Source organism: Kluyvera huaxiensis, assembly GCF_040149365.1.
GTDB classification, from domain to species: Bacteria; Pseudomonadota; Gammaproteobacteria; order Enterobacterales; family Enterobacteriaceae; genus Kluyvera; species Kluyvera intermedia_A.
Map to the genome: position 1 here is coordinate 68,901 of NZ_JBEFLV010000012.1, position 19,267 is coordinate 88,167.

General features: G+C 52.3%; 16 protein-coding genes. 14 read left to right on the forward strand and 2 right to left on the reverse strand.

The features are described 5' to 3' along the window. The first annotated feature begins 1 nt into the window (after window position 1). The 3 genes from ABOC97_RS13875 (at window position 2) to araH (ending at window position 3,553) form a co-directional block, all read left to right on the forward strand. Window positions 2-982 (forward strand): arabinose ABC transporter substrate-binding protein, encoded by a 981-nt coding sequence (locus ABOC97_RS13875; protein WP_349598600.1) that lies wholly within the window; start codon window positions 2-4, stop codon window positions 980-982. 61 nt (window positions 983-1,043) lie between these two features. Beyond that, window positions 1,044-2,558 carry an L-arabinose ABC transporter ATP-binding protein AraG gene (gene araG / locus ABOC97_RS13880; RefSeq protein WP_349598602.1) on the forward strand — a complete coding sequence of 505 codons (1,515 nt, stop codon included), beginning with the start codon at window positions 1,044-1,046 and terminating at the stop codon, window positions 2,556-2,558. Between the two features lie 14 nt (window positions 2,559-2,572). Next, window positions 2,573-3,553, forward strand: coding sequence for an L-arabinose ABC transporter permease AraH (araH, locus tag ABOC97_RS13885; RefSeq protein WP_234508853.1), 981 nt, complete (start codon window positions 2,573-2,575; stop codon window positions 3,551-3,553). Window positions 3,554-3,695: 142 nt separating this feature from the next. Here the strand turns inward: araH and uspC are convergent, their stop codons facing one another. Then, window positions 3,696-4,115 carry a universal stress protein UspC gene (gene uspC / locus ABOC97_RS13890; protein ID WP_349598605.1) on the reverse strand — a complete coding sequence of 140 codons (420 nt, stop codon included), beginning with the start codon at window positions 4,113-4,115 and terminating at the stop codon, window positions 3,696-3,698. A 793-nt stretch (window positions 4,116-4,908) separates the two neighbouring features. Between uspC and flhD the strand changes: the two genes are divergently transcribed. From flhD to ABOC97_RS13925, 7 genes are all read left to right on the forward strand, one after another. Then, a complete protein-coding gene (gene flhD, locus ABOC97_RS13895) occupies window positions 4,909-5,259 on the forward strand; it encodes a flagellar transcriptional regulator FlhD (RefSeq protein ID WP_234508855.1) in 351 nt (116 codons plus the stop codon). After that, the gene (gene flhC, locus ABOC97_RS13900) at window positions 5,256-5,840 is read left to right on the forward strand and encodes a flagellar transcriptional regulator FlhC (protein ID WP_234508858.1); all 585 of its coding nucleotides are present in this window, start codon (window positions 5,256-5,258) and stop codon (window positions 5,838-5,840) included. Before flhD ends, flhC begins: the two co-directional genes overlap by 4 nt. A 122-nt stretch (window positions 5,841-5,962) precedes the next feature. Further along, window positions 5,963-6,856: a flagellar motor stator protein MotA gene (motA, locus tag ABOC97_RS13905; RefSeq protein WP_234508856.1), complete on the forward strand. Its 894-nt coding sequence runs from the start codon at window positions 5,963-5,965 to the stop codon at window positions 6,854-6,856. After that, window positions 6,853-7,779, forward strand: coding sequence for a flagellar motor protein MotB (motB, locus tag ABOC97_RS13910; protein WP_349598610.1), 927 nt, complete (start codon window positions 6,853-6,855; stop codon window positions 7,777-7,779). The genes motA and motB overlap by 4 nt, the downstream gene beginning before the upstream one ends. 10 nt (window positions 7,780-7,789) lie before the next feature. Further along, window positions 7,790-9,805: a chemotaxis protein CheA gene (gene cheA / locus ABOC97_RS13915; protein WP_349598786.1), complete on the forward strand. Its 2,016-nt coding sequence runs from the start codon at window positions 7,790-7,792 to the stop codon at window positions 9,803-9,805. Between the two features lie 22 nt (window positions 9,806-9,827). Then, window positions 9,828-10,331, forward strand: coding sequence for a chemotaxis protein CheW (cheW, locus tag ABOC97_RS13920; protein ID WP_052283483.1), 504 nt, complete (start codon window positions 9,828-9,830; stop codon window positions 10,329-10,331). Between the two features lie 675 nt (window positions 10,332-11,006). Beyond that, window positions 11,007-12,281 carry a porin gene (locus ABOC97_RS13925; protein ID WP_349598612.1) on the forward strand — a complete coding sequence of 425 codons (1,275 nt, stop codon included), beginning with the start codon at window positions 11,007-11,009 and terminating at the stop codon, window positions 12,279-12,281. 205 nt (window positions 12,282-12,486) lie between these two features. Here the strand turns inward: ABOC97_RS13925 and ABOC97_RS13930 are convergent, their stop codons facing one another. After that, complete coding sequence (locus ABOC97_RS13930) at window positions 12,487-13,749, reverse strand: dicarboxylate/amino acid:cation symporter (protein ID WP_349598615.1); 1,263 nt, start codon at window positions 13,747-13,749, stop codon at window positions 12,487-12,489. 273 nt (window positions 13,750-14,022) lie between these two features. Here ABOC97_RS13930 and tar point away from each other — a divergent pair, with 273 nt between their 5' ends. The 4 genes from tar to ABOC97_RS13950 are packed head-to-tail and all read left to right on the forward strand — an operon-like array spanning window position 14,023 to window position 19,261. Continuing rightward, on the forward strand, window positions 14,023-15,681 hold the full coding sequence (gene tar, locus ABOC97_RS13935; RefSeq protein ID WP_349598618.1) for a methyl-accepting chemotaxis protein II: 1,659 nt from the start codon (window positions 14,023-14,025) through the stop codon (window positions 15,679-15,681). Between the two features lie 38 nt (window positions 15,682-15,719). Next, a complete protein-coding gene (locus ABOC97_RS13940; RefSeq protein WP_349598621.1) occupies window positions 15,720-17,324 on the forward strand; it encodes a methyl-accepting chemotaxis protein in 1,605 nt (534 codons plus the stop codon). Between the two features lie 24 nt (window positions 17,325-17,348). Next, a complete protein-coding gene (gene cheR, locus ABOC97_RS13945) occupies window positions 17,349-18,215 on the forward strand; it encodes a protein-glutamate O-methyltransferase CheR (RefSeq protein ID WP_349598624.1) in 867 nt (288 codons plus the stop codon). Continuing rightward, on the forward strand, window positions 18,212-19,261 hold the full coding sequence (locus ABOC97_RS13950) for a protein-glutamate methylesterase/protein-glutamine glutaminase (RefSeq protein ID WP_349598627.1): 1,050 nt from the start codon (window positions 18,212-18,214) through the stop codon (window positions 19,259-19,261). Before cheR ends, ABOC97_RS13950 begins: the two co-directional genes overlap by 4 nt. The last annotated feature ends 6 nt before the right edge of the window (window positions 19,262-19,267 follow it).

Here is a 19,267-nt window from a genome sequence, read left to right on the forward strand (position 1 = left end):
CATGCACAAATTTACCAAAGCGTTGGCGGCCATCGGGCTGGCGGCGGTTATGTCACAATCAGCTATGGCTGAAAATCTGAAACTAGGCTTTTTAGTGAAACAACCGGAAGAACCCTGGTTCCAGACAGAATGGAAATTTGCCGATAAGGCGGGGAAAGATCTCGGCTTTGATGTGGTTAAAATTGCCGTTCCCGATGGTGAAAAAACGCTGAATGCCATTGATAGCCTGGCAGCAAGCGGGGCGAAAGGTTTTGTTATCTGTACGCCTGACCCGAAACTGGGGCCGGCAATCGTGGCGAAGGCGCGTAGCTATGACATGAAGGTCATCACCGTCGATGATCAGTTCGTCAATGCCAAAGGCAAACCGATGGATACCGTGCCGCTGGTGATGATGGCGGCAAGTGAAATTGGGGCTCGTCAGGGACAGGAACTCTATAAAGAGATGCAAAAACGCGGCTGGGATGTGAAAACCACCGGCGTGATGGCGATTACCGCAGACGAACTGGATACCGCACGTCGTCGCACTACGGGCTCGATGGATGCGATTAAAGCCGCAGGCTTCCCGGAAAAACAAATCTACAAGATCCCGACCAAATCTAATGATATCCCCGGCGCATTCGATGCCGGTAACTCGCTGCTGGTTCAGCACCCTGAAGTGAAGCAGTGGCTGATTATCGGTATGAACGATAACACCGTCCTGGGTGGCGTGCGTGCTACGGAAGGTCAGGGCTTTAAAGCGGCCAACGTGATTGGTATTGGTATCAACGGCGTGGATGCAGTCAACGAACTGTCAAAAGCACAGGCGACCGGGTTCTTTGGCTCTCTGCTGCCAAGCCCGGATATTCACGGCTATAAAACCAGCGAACTGCTGTACAACTGGGTGCAAAAAGGCGTAGAACCGCCAAAATTCACCGCAGTCACTGACGTTGTGCTGATCACCCGTGACAACTTCAAAGAAGAACTGGCGAAAAAAGGCCTCTGAGTCCTGATGGTTCTCCTCCCGCCAGGCGGGGGGAGAAGGATAGTTGATTGTGGAGGTTGCCATGCAACAGTCTGCCCCTTATCTCTCTTTTCACGGTATTTGCAAAACGTTCCCCGGCGTCAAAGCGCTGTCCGATATTAGCTTCGATTGCTATAGCGGCCAGGTGCATGCGTTGATGGGCGAAAACGGTGCCGGTAAGTCGACGCTGCTGAAAATACTCAGCGGCAATTATTCCCCGACCTCGGGTACCCTCGCACTGCGTGGAGAAGAGATTTCTTTTGCTGATACCACCGCGGCGTTGAACGCGGGTGTCGCCATTATTTACCAGGAACTGCATCTTATTCCGGAGATGACCGTCGCCGAAAATATCTACCTCGGGCAGTTACCGAGCCGCGGCGGGATCGTTAACCGGTCACTATTGAACTATGAAGCACGCCTGCAGCTTGAACATCTGGGATTGGATATTGACCCAGATACCCCGCTGAAATATCTCTCCATCGGCCAATGGCAGATGGTGGAAATTGCAAAAGCGCTGGCGCGTAACGCGAAGGTTATCGCCTTTGATGAGCCTACCAGTTCGCTGTCTGCGCGCGAGATCGATAACCTTTTCCGGGTGATCCGCGAGCTGCGTAAAGAGGGGCGAGTGATCATCTATGTCTCGCACCGCATGGAAGAGATCTTCGCAATCAGCGATGCCATTACTGTGTTTAAAGATGGCCGCTATGTTTGCACCTTTGACGATATGCAGGAAGTCAGCCATGACCGCCTGGTTCAGGCGATGGTCGGGCGGAATATCGGCGATATTTATGGCTGGCAGCCGCGTGATTACGGCGAAGAGCGGCTGCGTCTGGAACAGGTGAAAGCGCCGGGAGTGCGCACGCCTATTTCACTGTCGGTGCGCAGCGGCGAAATCGTTGGCCTGTTTGGGCTGGTGGGCGCCGGGCGAAGCGAGCTGATGAAAGGGATCTTTGGCGGCACGAAGATAACCGGCGGCGATATTTATATCGACGGCCAGCGAGTCACGATTGATAAACCCGCGCAGGCCATCCGTGCGGGAATGATGCTGTGCCCGGAAGACCGTAAAGCCGAGGGCATCATTCCGGTGCATTCGGTGCGCGACAATATCAACATCAGCGCCAGGCGCAAACATATTCGTGCTGGGTGCGTTATCAATAACGAGTGGGAAGCGACCAACGCCGATCACCATATCCAATCGTTAAATATTAAAACGCCGGGAGCGCAGCAGTTGATCATGAATCTCTCCGGTGGAAATCAGCAAAAGGCTATTCTCGGGCGCTGGTTGTCGGAGGATATGAAGGTCATTTTGCTTGATGAGCCAACGCGCGGGATCGACGTAGGGGCGAAGCATGAAATTTATAACGTCATTTACGCGCTGGCGACCTCCGGTGTGGCCGTACTGTTTGCCTCAAGCGACCTGCCGGAAGTGTTGGGCGTTGCTGACCGCATCGTGGTGATGCGTGAAGGTGAAATATCCGGCGAACTGCAGCATGAGAGCGCTAATGAACAGCAGGCGCTGAGCCTGGCAATGCCTAAAGTTAGTCAGGCTGTCGCCTGAGTAAGGAGATTATGATGTCATCTGTTACTACACCTGGCGCTCGCAGCTCATCACTGAGCTTAAGCCGTATCTGGGATCAATACGGCATGCTGGTCGTCTTTGCCGTGCTGTTTATCTGCTGCGCCATTTTTGTGCCGAACTTTGCTTCTTTTATCAATATGAAAGGGCTTGGACTGGCGATTTCGATGTCGGGAATGGTCGCCTGCGGGATGCTATTTTGTCTGGCCTCCGGAGATTTTGACCTCTCGGTCGCGTCGGTTATCGCCTGTGCGGGGGTGACGACGGCGGTGGTGATTAATGCCACCGAAAGCCTGTGGATTGGCGTATTTGCCGGTCTGCTGCTCGGCGCAGTGAGTGGGCTTATTAATGGTTTCGTGATTGCGAGACTTAAAATCAATGCGCTGATTACGACGCTCGCCACCATGCAGATAGTACGCGGTCTCGCCTATATCATCTCCGATGGTAAAGCCGTTGGGATTGAAGATGAGCGCTTCTTTGCCCTCGGTTACGCCAACTGGCTGGGGCTGCCGGCGCCAATCTGGCTGACGGTAGGGTGCCTGATTATCTTCGGTCTGCTGCTGAATAAAACCACCTTTGGCCGCAATACGCTGGCGATTGGCGGTAATGAAGAAGCGGCACGACTGGCTGGTGTACCGGTGGTGCGGACCAAGATTATTATCTTTGTTCTCTCCGGTCTGGTCTCCGCAGCTGCCGGGATCATTCTGGCGTCGCGTATGACCAGCGGCCAGCCGATGACCTCGATTGGCTATGAACTGATTGTCATCTCTGCTTGCGTATTAGGGGGCGTGTCGCTGAAAGGGGGGATTGGTAAAATCTCTTATGTCGTGGCCGGGATTTTAATTCTGGGTACCGTCGAGAATGCGATGAACTTACTCAACATTTCGCCATTCTCCCAGTATGTGGTGCGTGGGTTGATTCTGCTGGCTGCGGTAATTTTCGACCGCTACAAACAGAAAGCGAAACAGAGTGTCTGAATAGCCTGCCAACGCCGGGGAGTTATCCCGGCGTCTTCGTGCCCGATGTCGGATAAGGTATGGGCGCACAACTAATGATGCCACCCGGTCAGGCCAGGACGCCGCCGGGAATTCCCTGCGACGCCTCAAACCAGCTGGTTTGTTACAGTGTCACTAATAATACGTCTACGCCACAATTGCCGACGATATTTTTCGCCGAACAGGTTGCGCGCGAAAAGAAGCTTTGGTTATGGTTGCCGCAGATAACCAGGTCGACTTGATGGTTCTGACAGAATGCTTTTACGTGATCGCACAATTCACCGGAGGCGATTTGGCTTTTCCAGATAGGGTAGTCGGCACCATCGGCCAGGGTTTGCAAAAACTGTAGAGTCTCTTCGTGCATCAATTCACGCAGGCTTTCCATCATCGGCGCGGCTAGTTGATTATACATCTCGGGATCGGTGGCAAGCGTAATCATGCTGACGCGAGCATTTTCCGGTCGCGCAATAGCAACGGCTTTCCTTAGCAACTCATGGCTTTCTGGTGTGGGCGCTACGGCCACTAAAAGATGTGAGTAAGACATCAGACCTCCTTGCTTGAAAAATACACACACTATCTTTCATCTCTTACTCTTTTTACGTCAGACTCGCAAGAGTTAGACGGAATATCGCTGCTTATAACTTAATCTAATACATAAGCAAATTTTATGCGAATGATTGTGCGAAATATAGACAGAATGCATAAGCATGTGTGGATATATGATGTAATCAAAATACCGCATAAACATTTAATTTATGCTGAATTGATGTTAATCAAAAGTAAATAACATGCAAATTAATTTGTGATGAATGTCGTGATGTTTCAATTTATTGAATTTGCGATGAATTTTGTATATCAGATGAAAGTATGATCTGTGATAATTTTTTCGCAAATGACGTCACTAAAGTCGCAAAATCGAAATGACAGTTTAATAATTTCAGTGAATGAATATCCGTTAGGGTGGAATAAAACGCCGCTTTAACTGCTCGTTTATTGGTCAAAATACAAAGGGGGCTGATAGATTGAGGCCAAAAATACGATTTGATTTTGTGACGGAGATCACATAAATTTCAAATTAACAGTGAAGTAACATTGTATGTGTCACATCTGGCGAGTAAAGTTGCGTCGAATTAGGAAAAATCTTAGTAAATTGTAAGAAATGGTTAGAGTTGTCGGGTCATAAGTTAAATCACAACCCGATAATGACGCAGAAAGATTTGCCTGATTGGCCATGCATTTCGACCGATTCATTTTTTTATCGGGCCTTGCCCGACGACATCACGGGGTATGCGGTTTGACCGCATAAAAGTACTAATTGGTTATTCGGGATGGGGAAAATGCATACATCCGAGTTGCTAAAGCACATCTATGACATTAATTTGTCTTATCTGCTTCTTGCACAGCGTTTGATTGGTCAGGATAAGGCTTCAGCTATGTTTCGCCTCGGTATCAACGAGGAGATGGCAAAAGTCCTCAGGGAGCTGACGCTTCCGCAGATGGTGAAGCTGGCGGAAACTAACCAATTGGTTTGTCAGTTCCGCTTTGATAACGCCCAAACCATTACCCGCCTCACGCAAGAGTCACGTGTTGATGATCTGCAGCAGATTCACACTGGCATTCTGCTCTCCACCAGATTGCTGAATGAAGCCAGCGGCTCAGGCGAACCTGCCCGTAAGAAAAGGGCCTGACGATGAGCGAAAAAAGCATTGTTCAGGAAGCCCGCGATATACAGCTTGCGATGGAGCTGATTACGCTGGGTGCTCGTTTGCAGATGCTGGAAAGTGAAACTCAGCTCAGTCGTGGTCGTCTGATTAAACTCTACAAAGAGCTGCGGGGCAGCCCGCCGCCGAAGGGAATGCTGCCATTTTCCACGGACTGGTTTATGACATGGGAACAGAATATCCACTCCTCCATGTTCTGCAATGCCTGGCAGTTCTTACTCAAAAGCGGTCAATGCTCTGGCGTTGATGCCGTGATTAAAGCTTACCGTCTCTATCTTGAACAGTGTCCTCAGCAGGACGAAGGGCCACTATTAGCCCTGACTCGCGCATGGACTCTGGTCCGTTTTGTTGAAAGCGGACTGCTTGAACTTTCTAGCTGCCATTCCTGTGGCGGCAATTTTGTGACTCATGCACACCAGCCTGCGGGTAGCTTTGTCTGCAGCCTGTGCCAGCCACCATCACGAGCAGTAAAAAGACGTAAACTTTCCAGCGATCTTGCCGATAGTAATCCACAACTGCTGGATGAACAGATAGGGCAAGCTGTTTAACCCCACGTAACGTGGATTAAACACTCCAGCAGCGGTCTTCAGGCCGCTGCTTTTTTTTACCCATAATCGGGTGAAATACCTCATCTGTCTCCTCTCTTAGTCAACAGTGGAAGGATGATAGCGTGCTTATCTTAATAGGTTACCTGGTTGTTTTGGGGACAGTTTTCGGCGGTTACATGATGACCGGCGGACACCTTGGGGCACTGTATCAACCGGCTGAGCTGATCATTATCGGCGGGGCGGGGGTCGGCGCATTTATCGTGGGTAACAACGGTAAAGCCATCAAGGGGACGATGAAGGCGCTGCCTTTGCTGTTCCGCCGCTCGAAGTACACCAAAAGCATGTATATGGACCTGCTGGCGCTGCTCTATCGCCTGATGGCCAAATCGCGCCAGCAAGGGATGTTTTCGCTGGAACGGGATATCGAAAATCCGAAAGAGAGTGAAATTTTTGCCAGCTACCCGCGTATCCTGGCCGATTCGGTGATGCTCGAATTTATTGTCGATTACCTGCGTCTGATTATCAGCGGCAACATGAACACCTTCGAGATTGAAGCGCTGATGGATGAAGAAATCGAAACCCATGAAAGCGAAAGTGAAGTCCCGGCTAATAGCCTGGCGCTGGTTGGTGACTCGCTGCCGGCGTTCGGTATCGTTGCGGCGGTCATGGGGGTAGTGCACGCGTTGGGGTCAGCGGATCGCCCTGCGGCGGAGCTCGGGGCGTTGATTGCCCACGCGATGGTGGGGACGTTCCTCGGTATTCTGCTGGCTTACGGCTTCGTTTCGCCTCTGGCCAGCGTTCTACGGCAGAAAAGCGCGGAAACGACCAAGATGATGCAGTGCGTCAAAATCACGCTGTTATCCAATCTTAACGGTTACGCTCCGCCGATTGCCGTTGAGTTTGGGCGTAAAACGCTCTACAGCAGCGAACGTCCTTCGTTTATCGAACTGGAAGAACACGTGCGCGCGGTACGTAACCCGGCAGGCCAGCAGCAAACGACCACCGAGGACGCATGAAAAACCAATCGCATCCCATTGTCGTCGTCAAACGGCGTAAGCATAAATCACACGGCAGCGCGCATGGGTCGTGGAAAATTGCTTATGCCGACTTTATGACCGCAATGATGGCGTTCTTTCTGGTGATGTGGCTTATCTCTATCTCCAGTCCGAAAGAGCTTATCCAGATTGCCGAATACTTCCGTACGCCGCTGGCGACCGCCATTACCGGCGGGCCGCGGATGGCGAACAGCGACAGCCCGATTCCCGGCGGCGGCGACGATGTGACCCAGCAGCAAGGCGAGGTGCGCAAGCAGCCGAACATCGATGAGCTGAAAAAACGGATGGAAGTGAACCGTTTAAAGCGTATTCGCGGTGAGCTGGATCAGCTGATTGAGGCCGATCCCAAACTGCGTGCGCTGCGTCCGCACCTGAAGATCGATCTGGTGCAGGAAGGACTGCGTATTCAGATTATCGATAGCCAGAACCGCCCGATGTTTAAAACCGGTAGCGCCGAGGTTGAACCGTATATGCGCGATATTCTGCGCGGTATTGCCCCGGTACTTAACGAGATCCCGAATAAAATCAGTCTTTCCGGCCATACTGATGATTACCCGTACGCGACGGGTGAGCGTGGCTACAGCAACTGGGAACTGTCGGCAGATCGCGCCAACGCCTCGCGTCGCGAGCTGGTGGCTGGCGGGCTGGATGACGGCAAAGTTTTACGCGTAATCGGGATGTCAAACTCGATGCGCCTATCGGCACGCGGCGGCGGCGATGCGATTAACCGTCGCATTAGCCTGCTGGTGCTGAATAACCAGGCTGAACAGGCCATTCTCCATGAGAATGCCGAGAGCCAGAATGAACCTTTAAGCGTATTACAGTCGCCGAATGCCTCTTCAGCAGCGGCTGGCACTACGCCGCCACAACCCGACTCGAGGTGATAGCGTGAGCATGGATATCAGCGATTTTTATCAAACATTTTTTGATGAGGCCGACGAACTGCTGGCCGATATGGAACAGCATCTGCTGAACCTGGTGGTGGATGACCCTGACGCTGAACAGCTGAACGCGATTTTCCGCGCGGCGCACTCGATTAAGGGCGGGGCCGGCACGTTTGGCTTCACTATTTTGCAGGAAACCACGCACCTGATGGAAAACCTGCTGGATGAAGCCCGGCGTGGCGAAATGCAGCTTAACACCGATATTATCAACCTGTTTTTGGAAACCAAAGATATTATGCAGGAACAGCTCGACGCCTATAAAAGCTCCACCGAACCGGATGCTGCCAGCTTCGAATATATCTGCAATGCCCTGCGCCAGCTGGCGCTGGAGGCAAAAGGCGAAAGCGTCCCACCCATCGCTGGCAACGCCCGACTGAGCGTGGTGGCAAATAGCCCGCAACAAGAAGCGGAAGACGTGCAGACTCCGATGGAGAGCGGTAAAACGCAGATTATGCTAACTCGCCTGAAGTCAGGTGAACCGGAGATGCTGGAAGAGGAGCTGGGCAATCTGGCGACCTTAAGCCAGGTCAGCAAAACGGCCGACTCGCTGACGGCAATTATCGATGGCGATGTGAATCAGGACGACATTGTTGCCGTGCTGTGTTTTGTCATTGAGGCCGATCAGATTGAATTCTCCACCGTTTCGGCGGTGGCTGAAGCCGAGCCGATGGTTGAAGAATTGGTTGCCGCACCGGTCGAATTACCGCTTGCGGTAGCGGTTAACAGTTCAGTACCCGTTGCGCGAGTTGAACGTGAAAAACCGGCGGCCCGCAGCAACGAATCGACAAGTATCCGCGTGGCGGTTGAAAAGGTCGATCAGCTGATTAACCTGGTCGGTGAACTGGTTATCACCCAGTCAATGCTGGCACAGCGCTCAAATGCACTCGACCCGGTTTCTCACGGTGATTTGATTACCAGCATGGGGCAGTTGCAACGCAATGCCCGCGACCTTCAGGAATCGGTGATGTCTATCCGCATGATGCCGATGGAATATGTGTTCAGCCGTTTCCCACGTCTGGTGCGTGACCTGGCGAGCAAGCTGGGCAAGCAGGTTGAGTTGACGCAAATTGGTAGCTCAACCGAGCTCGATAAGAGCCTCATCGAACGCATTATCGATCCGCTGACCCACCTGGTGCGTAACAGCCTTGATCACGGCATTGAACTGCCGGAAGCGCGTCTGGCTGCGGGCAAATCGGCCGTCGGCAATCTGATCCTCTCCGCAGAGCATCAGGGCGGCAATATCTGTATCGAAGTGACCGACGACGGTGCCGGGCTTAACCGTGAACGCATTCTGGCTAAGGCGTTGTCGCAGGGGATGTCGGTCAGCGAAAGCATGACCGATGAAGAGGTCGGGATGCTGATTTTTGCCCCTGGCTTCTCCACCGCTGAGCAGGTGACTGATGTCTCCGGGCGCGGCGTAGGTATGGACGTGGTGAAACGAAATATCCAGGAGATGGGCGGCCACGTTGAAATTAAATCCAAACAGGGTGCTGGCACCACCATCCGCATTCTGCTGCCGCTGACGCTGGCGATCCTCGATGGAATGTCGGTGAAGGTGAGTGAAGAAGTCTTTATTCTGCCGCTAAATGCGGTGATGGAATCCCTTCAGCCGCGTGAAGAGGATCTGCATCCTCTGGCGGGCGGCGAGCGCGTACTGGAAGTACGCGGTGAATACCTGCCGTTGGTCGAACTGTGGAAAGCATTCGAAGTGCAGGGGGCGAAAACTGAAGCGACGCAGGGCATTGTGGTTATTCTACAAAGCGCCGGTCGCCGCTATGCGCTGCTGGTCGATCAGTTAATTGGTCAGCATCAGGTCGTCGTGAAAAACCTGGAGAGCAACTACCGCAAGGTGCCGGGTATTTCGGCGGCAACCATCCTTGGCGACGGCAGCGTCGCGCTGATTGTCGATGTCTCCGCCCTGCAGGGATTGAATCGTGAAAAACGTCTGGCGAACACAGCCGCCTGAAACGCAGAGAAAAGGTAAAAACATGACCGGTATGACGAATGTAACAAAGCTGGCGGGTGAACCGACAGGACAAGAATTTCTGGTATTTACGCTGGGTAACGAAGAGTACGGTATTGATATCCTGAAGGTACAGGAGATCCGCGGCTACGATCAGGTCACGCGCATTGCCAACACCCCGGCGTTTATTAAAGGTGTAACCAATCTGCGCGGGGTGATTGTACCTATCGTCGATCTGCGGGTGAAATTCAGCCAGGAAGACGTTGAGTACAACGACAATACGGTGGTGATTGTACTTAATCTCGGCCAGCGTGTGGTTGGGATTGTGGTCGACGGCGTGTCGGATGTTCTGTCGCTGGCATCAGAACAAATTCGTCCGGCACCTGAATTTGCTGTCACTCTGTCGACGGAGTACCTGACCGGGCTCGGCGCCCTGGGCGACCGAATGCTGATTCTGGTCAATATAGAGAAATTGCTCAATAGCGAAGAGATGGCACTGCTCGATAGCGCTGCTAGCCACGCGGCCTGATAAACATCAAAATATAAGGTTCATCATGAGTACATGATGAACCTTAATTAAATACGAAATGCAGAAACAATTATCGTTTGAAAGTGATAATTCTAAATTTTGTGCGCTTGATACGGACCAAATCGGCAACTTTAATATCCTCTCGGCTAATCCTCTGCTCCTCCCAAAATAAATTATTAAAAAACATATTCATGATACGGATGGATGATTTTTAAATATTCATTTAAATGTATATTTCATTCGAAAGTTAATGATATGTGTTATCCTGAATTCACTATAAATAAACATATGTGAACCTAAATTAACGATAAATTAGTCTGCTATGAAATTTATTTGTTAATTCATTGTTTGCGTTAGGTTTATTTTGTTGATGCGCTGGTGTTTTCTTAATTTAATAAATATGTTTCATATTAATAATTAGCAATGGTTATAAATTAAAATAAGTAAACTTCGCTTCACTGTTAATTATTGATTCATCAAATCTGAAAATTATAATCATTTTGTGATTCATGGAAAGAAAATAATTCTTAGTGATCGTCCTCTTATTTCTTATTGATATGCATAGAAAATATAATGTTGGTGCAATTAATATTTCCAACGCGGGAAACAATGTCTTTCTCCAAACTTTAAATAAAAATGCTCTGAAAAATCTGAAATATTGATTAAGGGATTCCTATGCGCGTAAAAAAAGTAATGCTTAAACCTTCTGTTATTGCTCTGGCAATTACCGCCGCAGTAGGCGCACCGGCCTATGCGCTGGCTAGCAGCGGTGACCAGGCTGCGCCGGCCTATACCGCAACGCAGACTAAAGGTGAGATGGTTTACCAGAATGATGATACGGCTATTTCTATTATGGGTTCCGTACGTCTGATGGCGAAAGATGATTCTGCCCATAGCGTAGAACATAATATCCAGAATAACGACTCGCGTCTGGGCGTCGCGCTGCGGCAAAAAATTAATGATAAAGGTTATTACGCCGCAGGTTATTACGAAACGGGGATCCACGGGCTGGATTCTGCCACCGATGATCAAGGCAACGATGTTTATACGCGCCAGGCCTATGTCGGTTTAGGTAATGATCAATATGGTGTAGTGACCTTTGGTAAGCAATACGCACCGACCGACTGGGGATTGGGCATTGATACCACTTATGCTTACGGCGGCAAGGCAAAACACGATACCGCCGGTATGTCGACGGATATTGTTAACTCTGCGGCTATCTATTATTACAACACCAAAGAATTCACCGTGGGCGTTATGGGGCAGGGGAATGATGATGTCGATAAAATTGGTTTCGGCAGCGGCTATGGTGATGGGCCGGATATGCATGACGCTTACCATGATGGTTCGGCAACCGTTCACGGTGGTGCTGCACTTGCCGCACAATATCGCTTTGAAAACGGTTTCTCCATTTCCGGCGCGGCCGCCTATAACAATTATTCGGTGAATCAGGGTTCTGTGACCACCGACGTTCCGGTTGGCACCCATGGCGGTACCGTTCCGGTAACGACCGTTACCGGTCCATCCTACGACGGTAATACCTATTCGATGGGGATGAACGCCAAATATACCGCCAACTTCGACGGTTTCACCTGGTATAACGGCGCGCAGGCGACTTACTACATCAACACCGTCGACGATGTTCATGCGGCAACCAGCGGGGCCAGTAGCCAGACCAACGACCAGGAAACCATCCTGGGGCTGGAATATGCCTCACAGTTCAAAATTACGCCGGAGTGGAGCATCTATGCGAACTTTGACTGGACGGAAGGCGGCGATGCGATGGATGGTCAGCACTTCCAGTCCACTACGCTTGGTACCGATTACTGGTTAGGCAAAAATGCCGTGACCTATATCGAATACGGTTACGAGAAAGCCAGCGGTAATACCGATGAGTCTTATAACGTTTCCGATCACCTGGCCGCCGTGGGTCTGCGTATCTTTATCTAAAGCCGAGTTTGACCCCGACCTATGCCAGTGGGGCGGGAGGCCGTACTTTTCATATCATTGCTATTGTTATTATTGCGCTGTTTCGCCGATGAGTGTCAGGTGGGAATGGACGGTTGATGTTTGATTTAGCCAGACCGGTTGGTCTGGCTTTTCTTTTGCTGTTCTCCCGATATAGCGATGATATTCCGGGAGAGACATGGTGGGCTTACATATTTTGCTGCGCCATTTCCGGCTCTTCCTGGGCCAGTTGGCCTTCGTTCTGCGACAGCATCGCCGTCGCTACGCCATTACCCAATACGTTGATCGCCGAGCGACCCATATCAAGGAAGTGGTCAATCCCCATCAGCAGTAAAATCCCGGCAACCGGAATATTGAAGCTTGGGATAGTCGCCGCCAGCACCACCAGCGCAGAGCGCGGCACCCCGGCAATCCCTTTGGAAGCCAGCATCAGCGTCAGCATCAGCACGGCAATCTCTGAGAGGCTCAGATGAATGTTGTAGGCCTGGGCGATAAACATCGAGGCGAAGGAGCAGTACACCATCGAGCCGACCAGGTTAAAGGAGTAGCCAATTGGCAGCACGAAAGAGACGATATTGCGAGAACAGCCGAATTTGGTCAGTTGCTCGAGCGTTTTCGGGTAAGCCGCTTCGGAGCTGCTGGTGGTAAAGGCGACCAGTACCGGATCTTTAAGCATCGCGAGCAAGCGGAAAACATCTTTCTTCAGCACCATATAACCGATAGCCACCAGCACGCAGCAGGTCAGCACAATCGCGACATAGTAACCGCCGATAAACGAAGCGTAGTTCAGTAGAATGCCCAGACCTTCGGTCGCAATCACCGAAGAGATGGCGGCAAAAATCGCCAGCGGCGCAACGTACATCACGTAGCCGGTGACTTTAAGCATAATATGGGAAACCACATCCAGCGCGGCCACCAACGGCGCGTTGAACTTCTGGCCGAGCGATGCGCCGCCGATGCCGAAGAACATCGAGAAGACCACAATTTGCAGAATCTCGTTATCGGCCATGGCACCGACAATACTGGTCGGGATGGTGTGCGAAAGGAAGCCTTTGAGGCTCATTCCGCTGACCGCAAGACCGGTATCCACCGTATCTTTAGGAATAGATAAATTCAAGCCGCTGCCAGGATGTTGCAGCGTCACGATAAATAACCCTACCAGAATCGACAGCACCGAAGAGCTGATAAACCACACCATGGCTTTACCACCCACGCGGCCAATGGTAGAGGTTTCACCGAGCTTCATGATCCCCACGGTCAGGGTGCTAAAGACTAAAGGCGCGATCACCATTTTGATGAGTCGCAGGAAGATATCGGTCAACAGCGTGATGTTGCCGGACCAGAGTTCAATGGTGGTTGCTGATGCGTAAGAATGGATCATTGCGCCGGTGAGAATACCCGCCAGCATGAAAATCACGATGAAAATCGTGAGCTTGTTTGCGTTTGCCACAAAAATTACCCCGTCAGATTACGAAATTGCCCCGCGATGAAAAAATGATTTTTTATTATGTAATGCCATCAATTCATTCATCACATAAATTGTATGAAAGTGGGGGCATTTACAACTTTTTTTTATGTTTTATAAAAAACGTTGTTATTCAGTAACTCGCGCATCTCCCCTGGTTGACCCCTTCTCCCGCCTGCGATTTTTACTCTGAGGGCACGTAAAGTTTCTATTTAGGATGCCGATAACAGCGATAACTGAATATAGAGAAGGTGTTGTATGTTAAACCGTATCCGCGTTGTCACACTGCTGATGTTGGTGCTGGTCGTCTTCGCACTTCTGCAGTTAATTTCGGGGAGTTTCCTGTTCTCCTCGTTACATCAAAACCAACAAAGTTTTGCGCTATCAAACTCACTGCGAACTCAACAAACGGAACTCACTAAAGCGTGGGATCTGATGCTGCAAACCCGTATCAACCTGAGCCGCTCGTCGGCGCGGATGATGATGGACACCACTAACCAGCAGAGCAGTGCCAAAAATGAGCTGCTGAAGAATGCCAGAACCACGCTGTCTCAGGCGGCTAGCCACTTCGACCGCTTTAGCCAACTTCCGCCACAACCTGAGATGAATGAAACCAGCGCCCAGGTTGTAAAAAGCTATAAGAACTATTTTGCCGCGCTACAGGATCTGGTGGGTTTCCTTGAGAGCGGCAATATGGATGCCTATTTTGCCCAGCCTACGCAAGGGATGCAGAACGCATTAGGTGAGGCGATGACCCAATATTCCAATCAAAGTGAAACGCTCTATCAGCACGCGTTTACTACCAGCAGCAGCGATTACCAGATTGCCCGCTGGCAGTTGGCGGTTCTGGCCTTGGTGCTGGTGGCGGTGATGGTAGGCGCATGGTTTGGTATTCGCGCCATTCTGCTGAAGCCACTGGCGGCGGTAATGGGGCATATCCGACTTATTGCGGCGGGCGACCTGACTCAGCGTCTGGCGCTGCGTGGGCGCAACGAAATTACCGAGCTGGGTGATACCGTCACCCATATGCAGACTTCGTTAATCGACACCGTGACCCATGTCCGTGAAGGGGCGGAGGCTATCTATCATGGTACGAGCGAAATTGCCGCCGGTAATAACGACTTGTCTGCGCGGACTGAACAGCAATCCGCCTCGCTGGAAGAGACCGCAGCCAGCATGGAACAGCTGACCGCCACGGTGAAACAGAACGCCGAAAATGCGCGTCAGGCTTCACACCTTGCGTTAAGCGCGTCGGAGACCGCCCAGCGCGGTGGCAACGTGGTCAATGGCGTGGTGAACACTATGCACGAGATCGCGGCCAGTTCGCAGAAAATTTCTGATATTACCGGCGTTATCGACGGCATTGCCTTCCAGACCAATATCCTGGCGCTTAACGCCGCCGTCGAAGCGGCGCGTGCCGGTGAACAGGGCCGTGGATTCGCCGTGGTCGCCGGGGAAGTGCGTAATCTCGCCAGCCGCAGTGCGCAGGCGGCAAAAGAAATTAAAGCGTTAATTGAAGATTCCGTCTCACGTGTCGATACCGGTTCAGTACTGGTTGAAAGCGCGGGTGAAACCATGACCGATATTGTCAACGCGGTGACTCGCGTCACCGACATCATGGGCGAAATCGCCTCGGCTTCTGACGAACAGAGCCGGGGTATCGACCAGGTGGCGATCGCCGTGGCGGAAATGGATAGCGTGACGCAGCAAAACGCCTCGCTGGTGGAAGAGTCGGCAAGCGCCGCCGCTGCGCTGGAAGACCAGGCTGAACGTCTGAATCAGGCCGTCGCGGCGTTTCGTCTTAGCCCAGCCACGGTGAGCCGCAGCACGCCAACCGCTGCGCCATCGTTGACGACACCATCGCGCCTTGCTTCGACAGCAAACAGCCGAACCGATAACAACTGGGAAACCTTTTAATATTATCCGCGGCAGTTGCCGCTTTTAGGAGTGTGGTGATGCTTTATCGTATTCGAATCTCTACCACGTTGTTTCTGATTTTGATTATCTGCGGCATTTTGCAGATCGGCAGTAATGGACTCTCCTTTTGGGCCTTTCGCGATGGGCAAAACAACATTAACCAGGTTGACCAGAGTAGCCAGCAACTGAATACCTTAACGGAGTCGCGCGCCGCTATGCTGCAGGCGAGCAATATGCTGAATAAAGCGGGCACGCTCACGGCGCTAAGCTATCCGCCCACTGAAGTTCGTAGCATGATCGATGATGTTAAGCAGGAGCTTTCGCAGGCGGATGCCTTGTTTAAGGGATTTATGGCCTTACCGCTGATGGGCGAACATGACAAGGCGTTGCAAAGCCAGACGGCAAAAACCTTTACCGCATGGTATGAAATGCTGGCCCACCAAACTGCCTGGCTTGAGAACAATCAGCTGGCGGAATTCGTCGCGGCACCGGTGCAGAAATCTCAGGATCAGTTCGACAATGACTATGAGAGCTGGCGTAAAAATATTGAAAACTACGTCGCCGCAGCTGAACAGGAAAGCCAGAGCGACTATCAGCGCTCAACGATTACTTTTATCTCGATGGTGATTATCTCTGTGCTGATGACCGTCGGTGCGTTGTGGTGGGTTCGCCATATGATTGTCAAACCGCTGGCCATTATCAGCAGCCACTTTGACAGTATTGCGAAGGGCAATCTGGCCCGCCCCGTTTCGGTGTACGGCAAAAACGAAATCAGCGCCATTTTTGCCGGTCTTAAAGCGATGCAAAAATCGCTACGCGAAACCGTGGGACATGTCCGTCAGGGCAGCAATTCAATGCATACCGGTATTTCGGAAATTGCCGCAGGCAATAACGATCTTTCGGCGCGTACCGAACAGCAGGCAGCATCGCTGGCAGAAACTGCGGCCAGCATGGAGCAGTTGACGGCAACGGTCAGCCAGAACGCTGACAACGCCCGCCAGGCGTCCGATCTGGCGCATGGGGCGGCAGATACTGCGAAACGCGGCGGCGAACAGGCCAGCCACGTAGCGCAGACCATGCAAAACATCGCCACCAGTTCAAAGAAAATTAGCGACATTATCAGCGTTATCGACGGCATTGCTTTTCAGACCAACATTCTGGCACTCAACGCCGCGGTAGAAGCGGCGCGCGCCGGTGAACAGGGCCGTGGATTTGCCGTGGTCGCCGGGGAAGTCCGTAACCTCGCCAGCCGCAGTGCTCAGGCCGCCAAAGAGATCAAAGTTCTGATTGAAGAGTCCGTGGCTCGTGTCCAGCAAGGCTCCGCGCTGGTGGAGACTTCCGCTAATACGATGACGGAAATCGTCCAGTCGGTCACTCGGGTGAACGACATCATGGGCGAAATTGCCTCCGCATCCGATGAGCAGCGCCGTGGGATTGAACAAGTGGCGCTGGCGGTTAGCCAGATGGATCAGGTCACGCAGCAAAACGCCGCGTTGGTTGAGCAGGGGGCGGCGGCAACGCAGCAACTGGCGAGCCAGGCCGATCATCTGACGAGCGTAGTTTCCGTATTTGAGCTTGACGAAGTGAAGGCAGAAGCGCCGCGCGAAAGCGTCGTGCTGTCTGCGATACCCGCAGTTTCCTGAAATGATGTGATGTAAGAAGGCGCTATGACTGTATCTCTGCCAAATGGGCAATCGCAATTACTGAGCCAGCTGACGCAGCGCCTGACGCTCACCGACGCGCAGTTTCGTCGGATCTGTCAATTGATCTACCAGCGCGCCGGTATCGTGCTGGCGGATCATAAACGTGACATGGTTTATAACCGCCTCGTTCGGCGTCTGCGGACGCTGAACCTGGATGATTTTGGTCATTATCTCAGCCTGCTGGAAGCCAACGGCGACAGCGCAGAGTGGCAGGCGTTTATTAACTCGCTGACCACCAACCTGACGGCATTTTTCCGCGAGGCGCATCACTTCCCGACGCTGGCGGAACATGCCACGCGTCGGCAGGGGGAATACCGGGTGTGGAGCGCGGCGGCCTCGACGGGTGAGGAGCCTTATTCCATTGCCATTACGTTAGCCGACACGCTGGGCACGGCACCGGGGCGCTGGAAGGTGGTAGCCAGTGATATCGATACCGAAGTGTTAGAAAAGGCGCAGAGCGGGATTTACCGCCTGGATGAGCTGAAAACGCTCTCCCAGCAGCAGCTTCAGCGCTATTTCATGCGCGGTACCGGGCCGCACGATGGGCTGGTACGCGTACGTTCTGAGCTGGCGAACTACGTGGATTTCAGCTCACTGAATCTCCTGAGCGCTCACTACGCGATAGCCGGACCGTTCGATGCGATCTTCTGTCGTAACGTGATGATCTATTTCGATAAGGCGACGCAGCAGGAGATCTTAAAACGCTTCGTGCCGCTGCTGAAGCCGGATGGACTGCTGTTTGCCGGACATTCGGAGAACTTCAGCCATATCGCCCGTGAATTCAGCCTGCGTGGGCAAACGGTCTATGCGCTAAGTAAGGGAAGAGCATGAGTAAAATCAGGGTCTTGTCTGTCGATGATTCAGCACTGATGCGGCAAATCATGACGGAGATTATTAACGAACATGATGACATGGAGATGGTGGCGACGGCCCCAGATCCGCTGGTCGCCCGCGATCTTATCAAAAAATACAATCCGGACGTGCTGACGCTGGATGTTGAAATGCCGCGGATGGACGGTCTCGATTTTCTGGAAAAGCTGATGCGCCTGCGGCCCATGCCGGTGGTGATGGTGTCATCGCTGACCGGAAAAGGCTCAGAAGTGACCCTTCGGGCGCTGGAGCTGGGGGCAGTCGATTTTGTCACCAAACCGCAGTTGGGTATTCGTGAGGGGATGTTGGCCTACAGCGAGACGATTGCGGAAAAGGTCCGTGCGGCTTCCCGTGCGCAGATTAGTGCGCATAAATCCCTGGCCGCGCCGAAGGCGTTAAAAGCCGGGCCGATGCTGAGTTCGGAAAAATTGCTGGTGATTGGTGCATCAACGGGTGGAACGGAAGCTATTCGCCATGTTTTACAGCCATTGCCGTTAACCAGCCCGGCGATCCTCATCACTCAGCACATGCCGCCAGGCTTTACGCGGTCGTTTGCCGAACGGCTGAACAAGCTGTGCCAGATTACGGTGAAAGAGGCAGAGGACGGCGAGCGCGTGTTGCCGGGCCACGCCTACATTGCGCCGGGCGACAAACATATGGAGCTGGCGCGTAGCGGGGCTAACTATCAAATCAAAATTCACGACGGGCCGCCGGTTAATCGCCATCGCCCGTCGGTTGATGTGCTGTTTCATTCGGTCGCGAAGCACGCGGGGCGCAACGCCGTGGGGGTTATCCTCACCGGTATGGGCAATGACGGTGCGGCCGGGATGCATGCAATGTATCAGGCCGGTGCCTGGACCATTGCGCAGAATGAAGCCAGTTGTGTGGTGTTCGGCATGCCGCGTGAGGCCATCAATACCGGTGGCGTCAGCGAAGTGGTCGATCTTAGCCAGGTAAGCCAGCAGATGTTGGCAAAAATCAGTGCCGGACAGGCAATACGTATTTGAATCAGG

What these genes read in the sequence shown, in the direction of transcription:
- ABOC97_RS13875 (WP_349598600.1), top strand. Translation starts at nt 2, where the DNA reads ATGCACAAATTTACCAAAGCGTTGGCGGCCATCGGGCTGGCGGCGGTT.
- araG (WP_349598602.1), top strand. Translation starts at nt 1,044, where the DNA reads ATGCAACAGTCTGCCCCTTATCTCTCTTTTCACGGTATTTGCAAAACG.
- araH (WP_234508853.1), top strand. Translation starts at nt 2,573, where the DNA reads ATGTCATCTGTTACTACACCTGGCGCTCGCAGCTCATCACTGAGCTTA.
- uspC (WP_349598605.1), bottom strand. Translation starts at nt 4,115, where the DNA reads ATGTCTTACTCACATCTTTTAGTGGCCGTAGCGCCCACACCAGAAAGC.
- flhD (WP_234508855.1), top strand. Translation starts at nt 4,909, where the DNA reads ATGCATACATCCGAGTTGCTAAAGCACATCTATGACATTAATTTGTCT.
- motB (WP_349598610.1), top strand. Translation starts at nt 6,853, where the DNA reads ATGAAAAACCAATCGCATCCCATTGTCGTCGTCAAACGGCGTAAGCAT.
- cheA (WP_349598786.1), top strand. Translation starts at nt 7,790, where the DNA reads ATGGATATCAGCGATTTTTATCAAACATTTTTTGATGAGGCCGACGAA.
- cheW (WP_052283483.1), top strand. Translation starts at nt 9,828, where the DNA reads ATGACCGGTATGACGAATGTAACAAAGCTGGCGGGTGAACCGACAGGA.
- ABOC97_RS13925 (WP_349598612.1), top strand. Translation starts at nt 11,007, where the DNA reads ATGCGCGTAAAAAAAGTAATGCTTAAACCTTCTGTTATTGCTCTGGCA.
- tar (WP_349598618.1), top strand. Translation starts at nt 14,023, where the DNA reads ATGTTAAACCGTATCCGCGTTGTCACACTGCTGATGTTGGTGCTGGTC.
- ABOC97_RS13940 (WP_349598621.1), top strand. Translation starts at nt 15,720, where the DNA reads ATGCTTTATCGTATTCGAATCTCTACCACGTTGTTTCTGATTTTGATT.
- cheR (WP_349598624.1), top strand. Translation starts at nt 17,349, where the DNA reads ATGACTGTATCTCTGCCAAATGGGCAATCGCAATTACTGAGCCAGCTG.
- ABOC97_RS13950 (WP_349598627.1), top strand. Translation starts at nt 18,212, where the DNA reads ATGAGTAAAATCAGGGTCTTGTCTGTCGATGATTCAGCACTGATGCGG.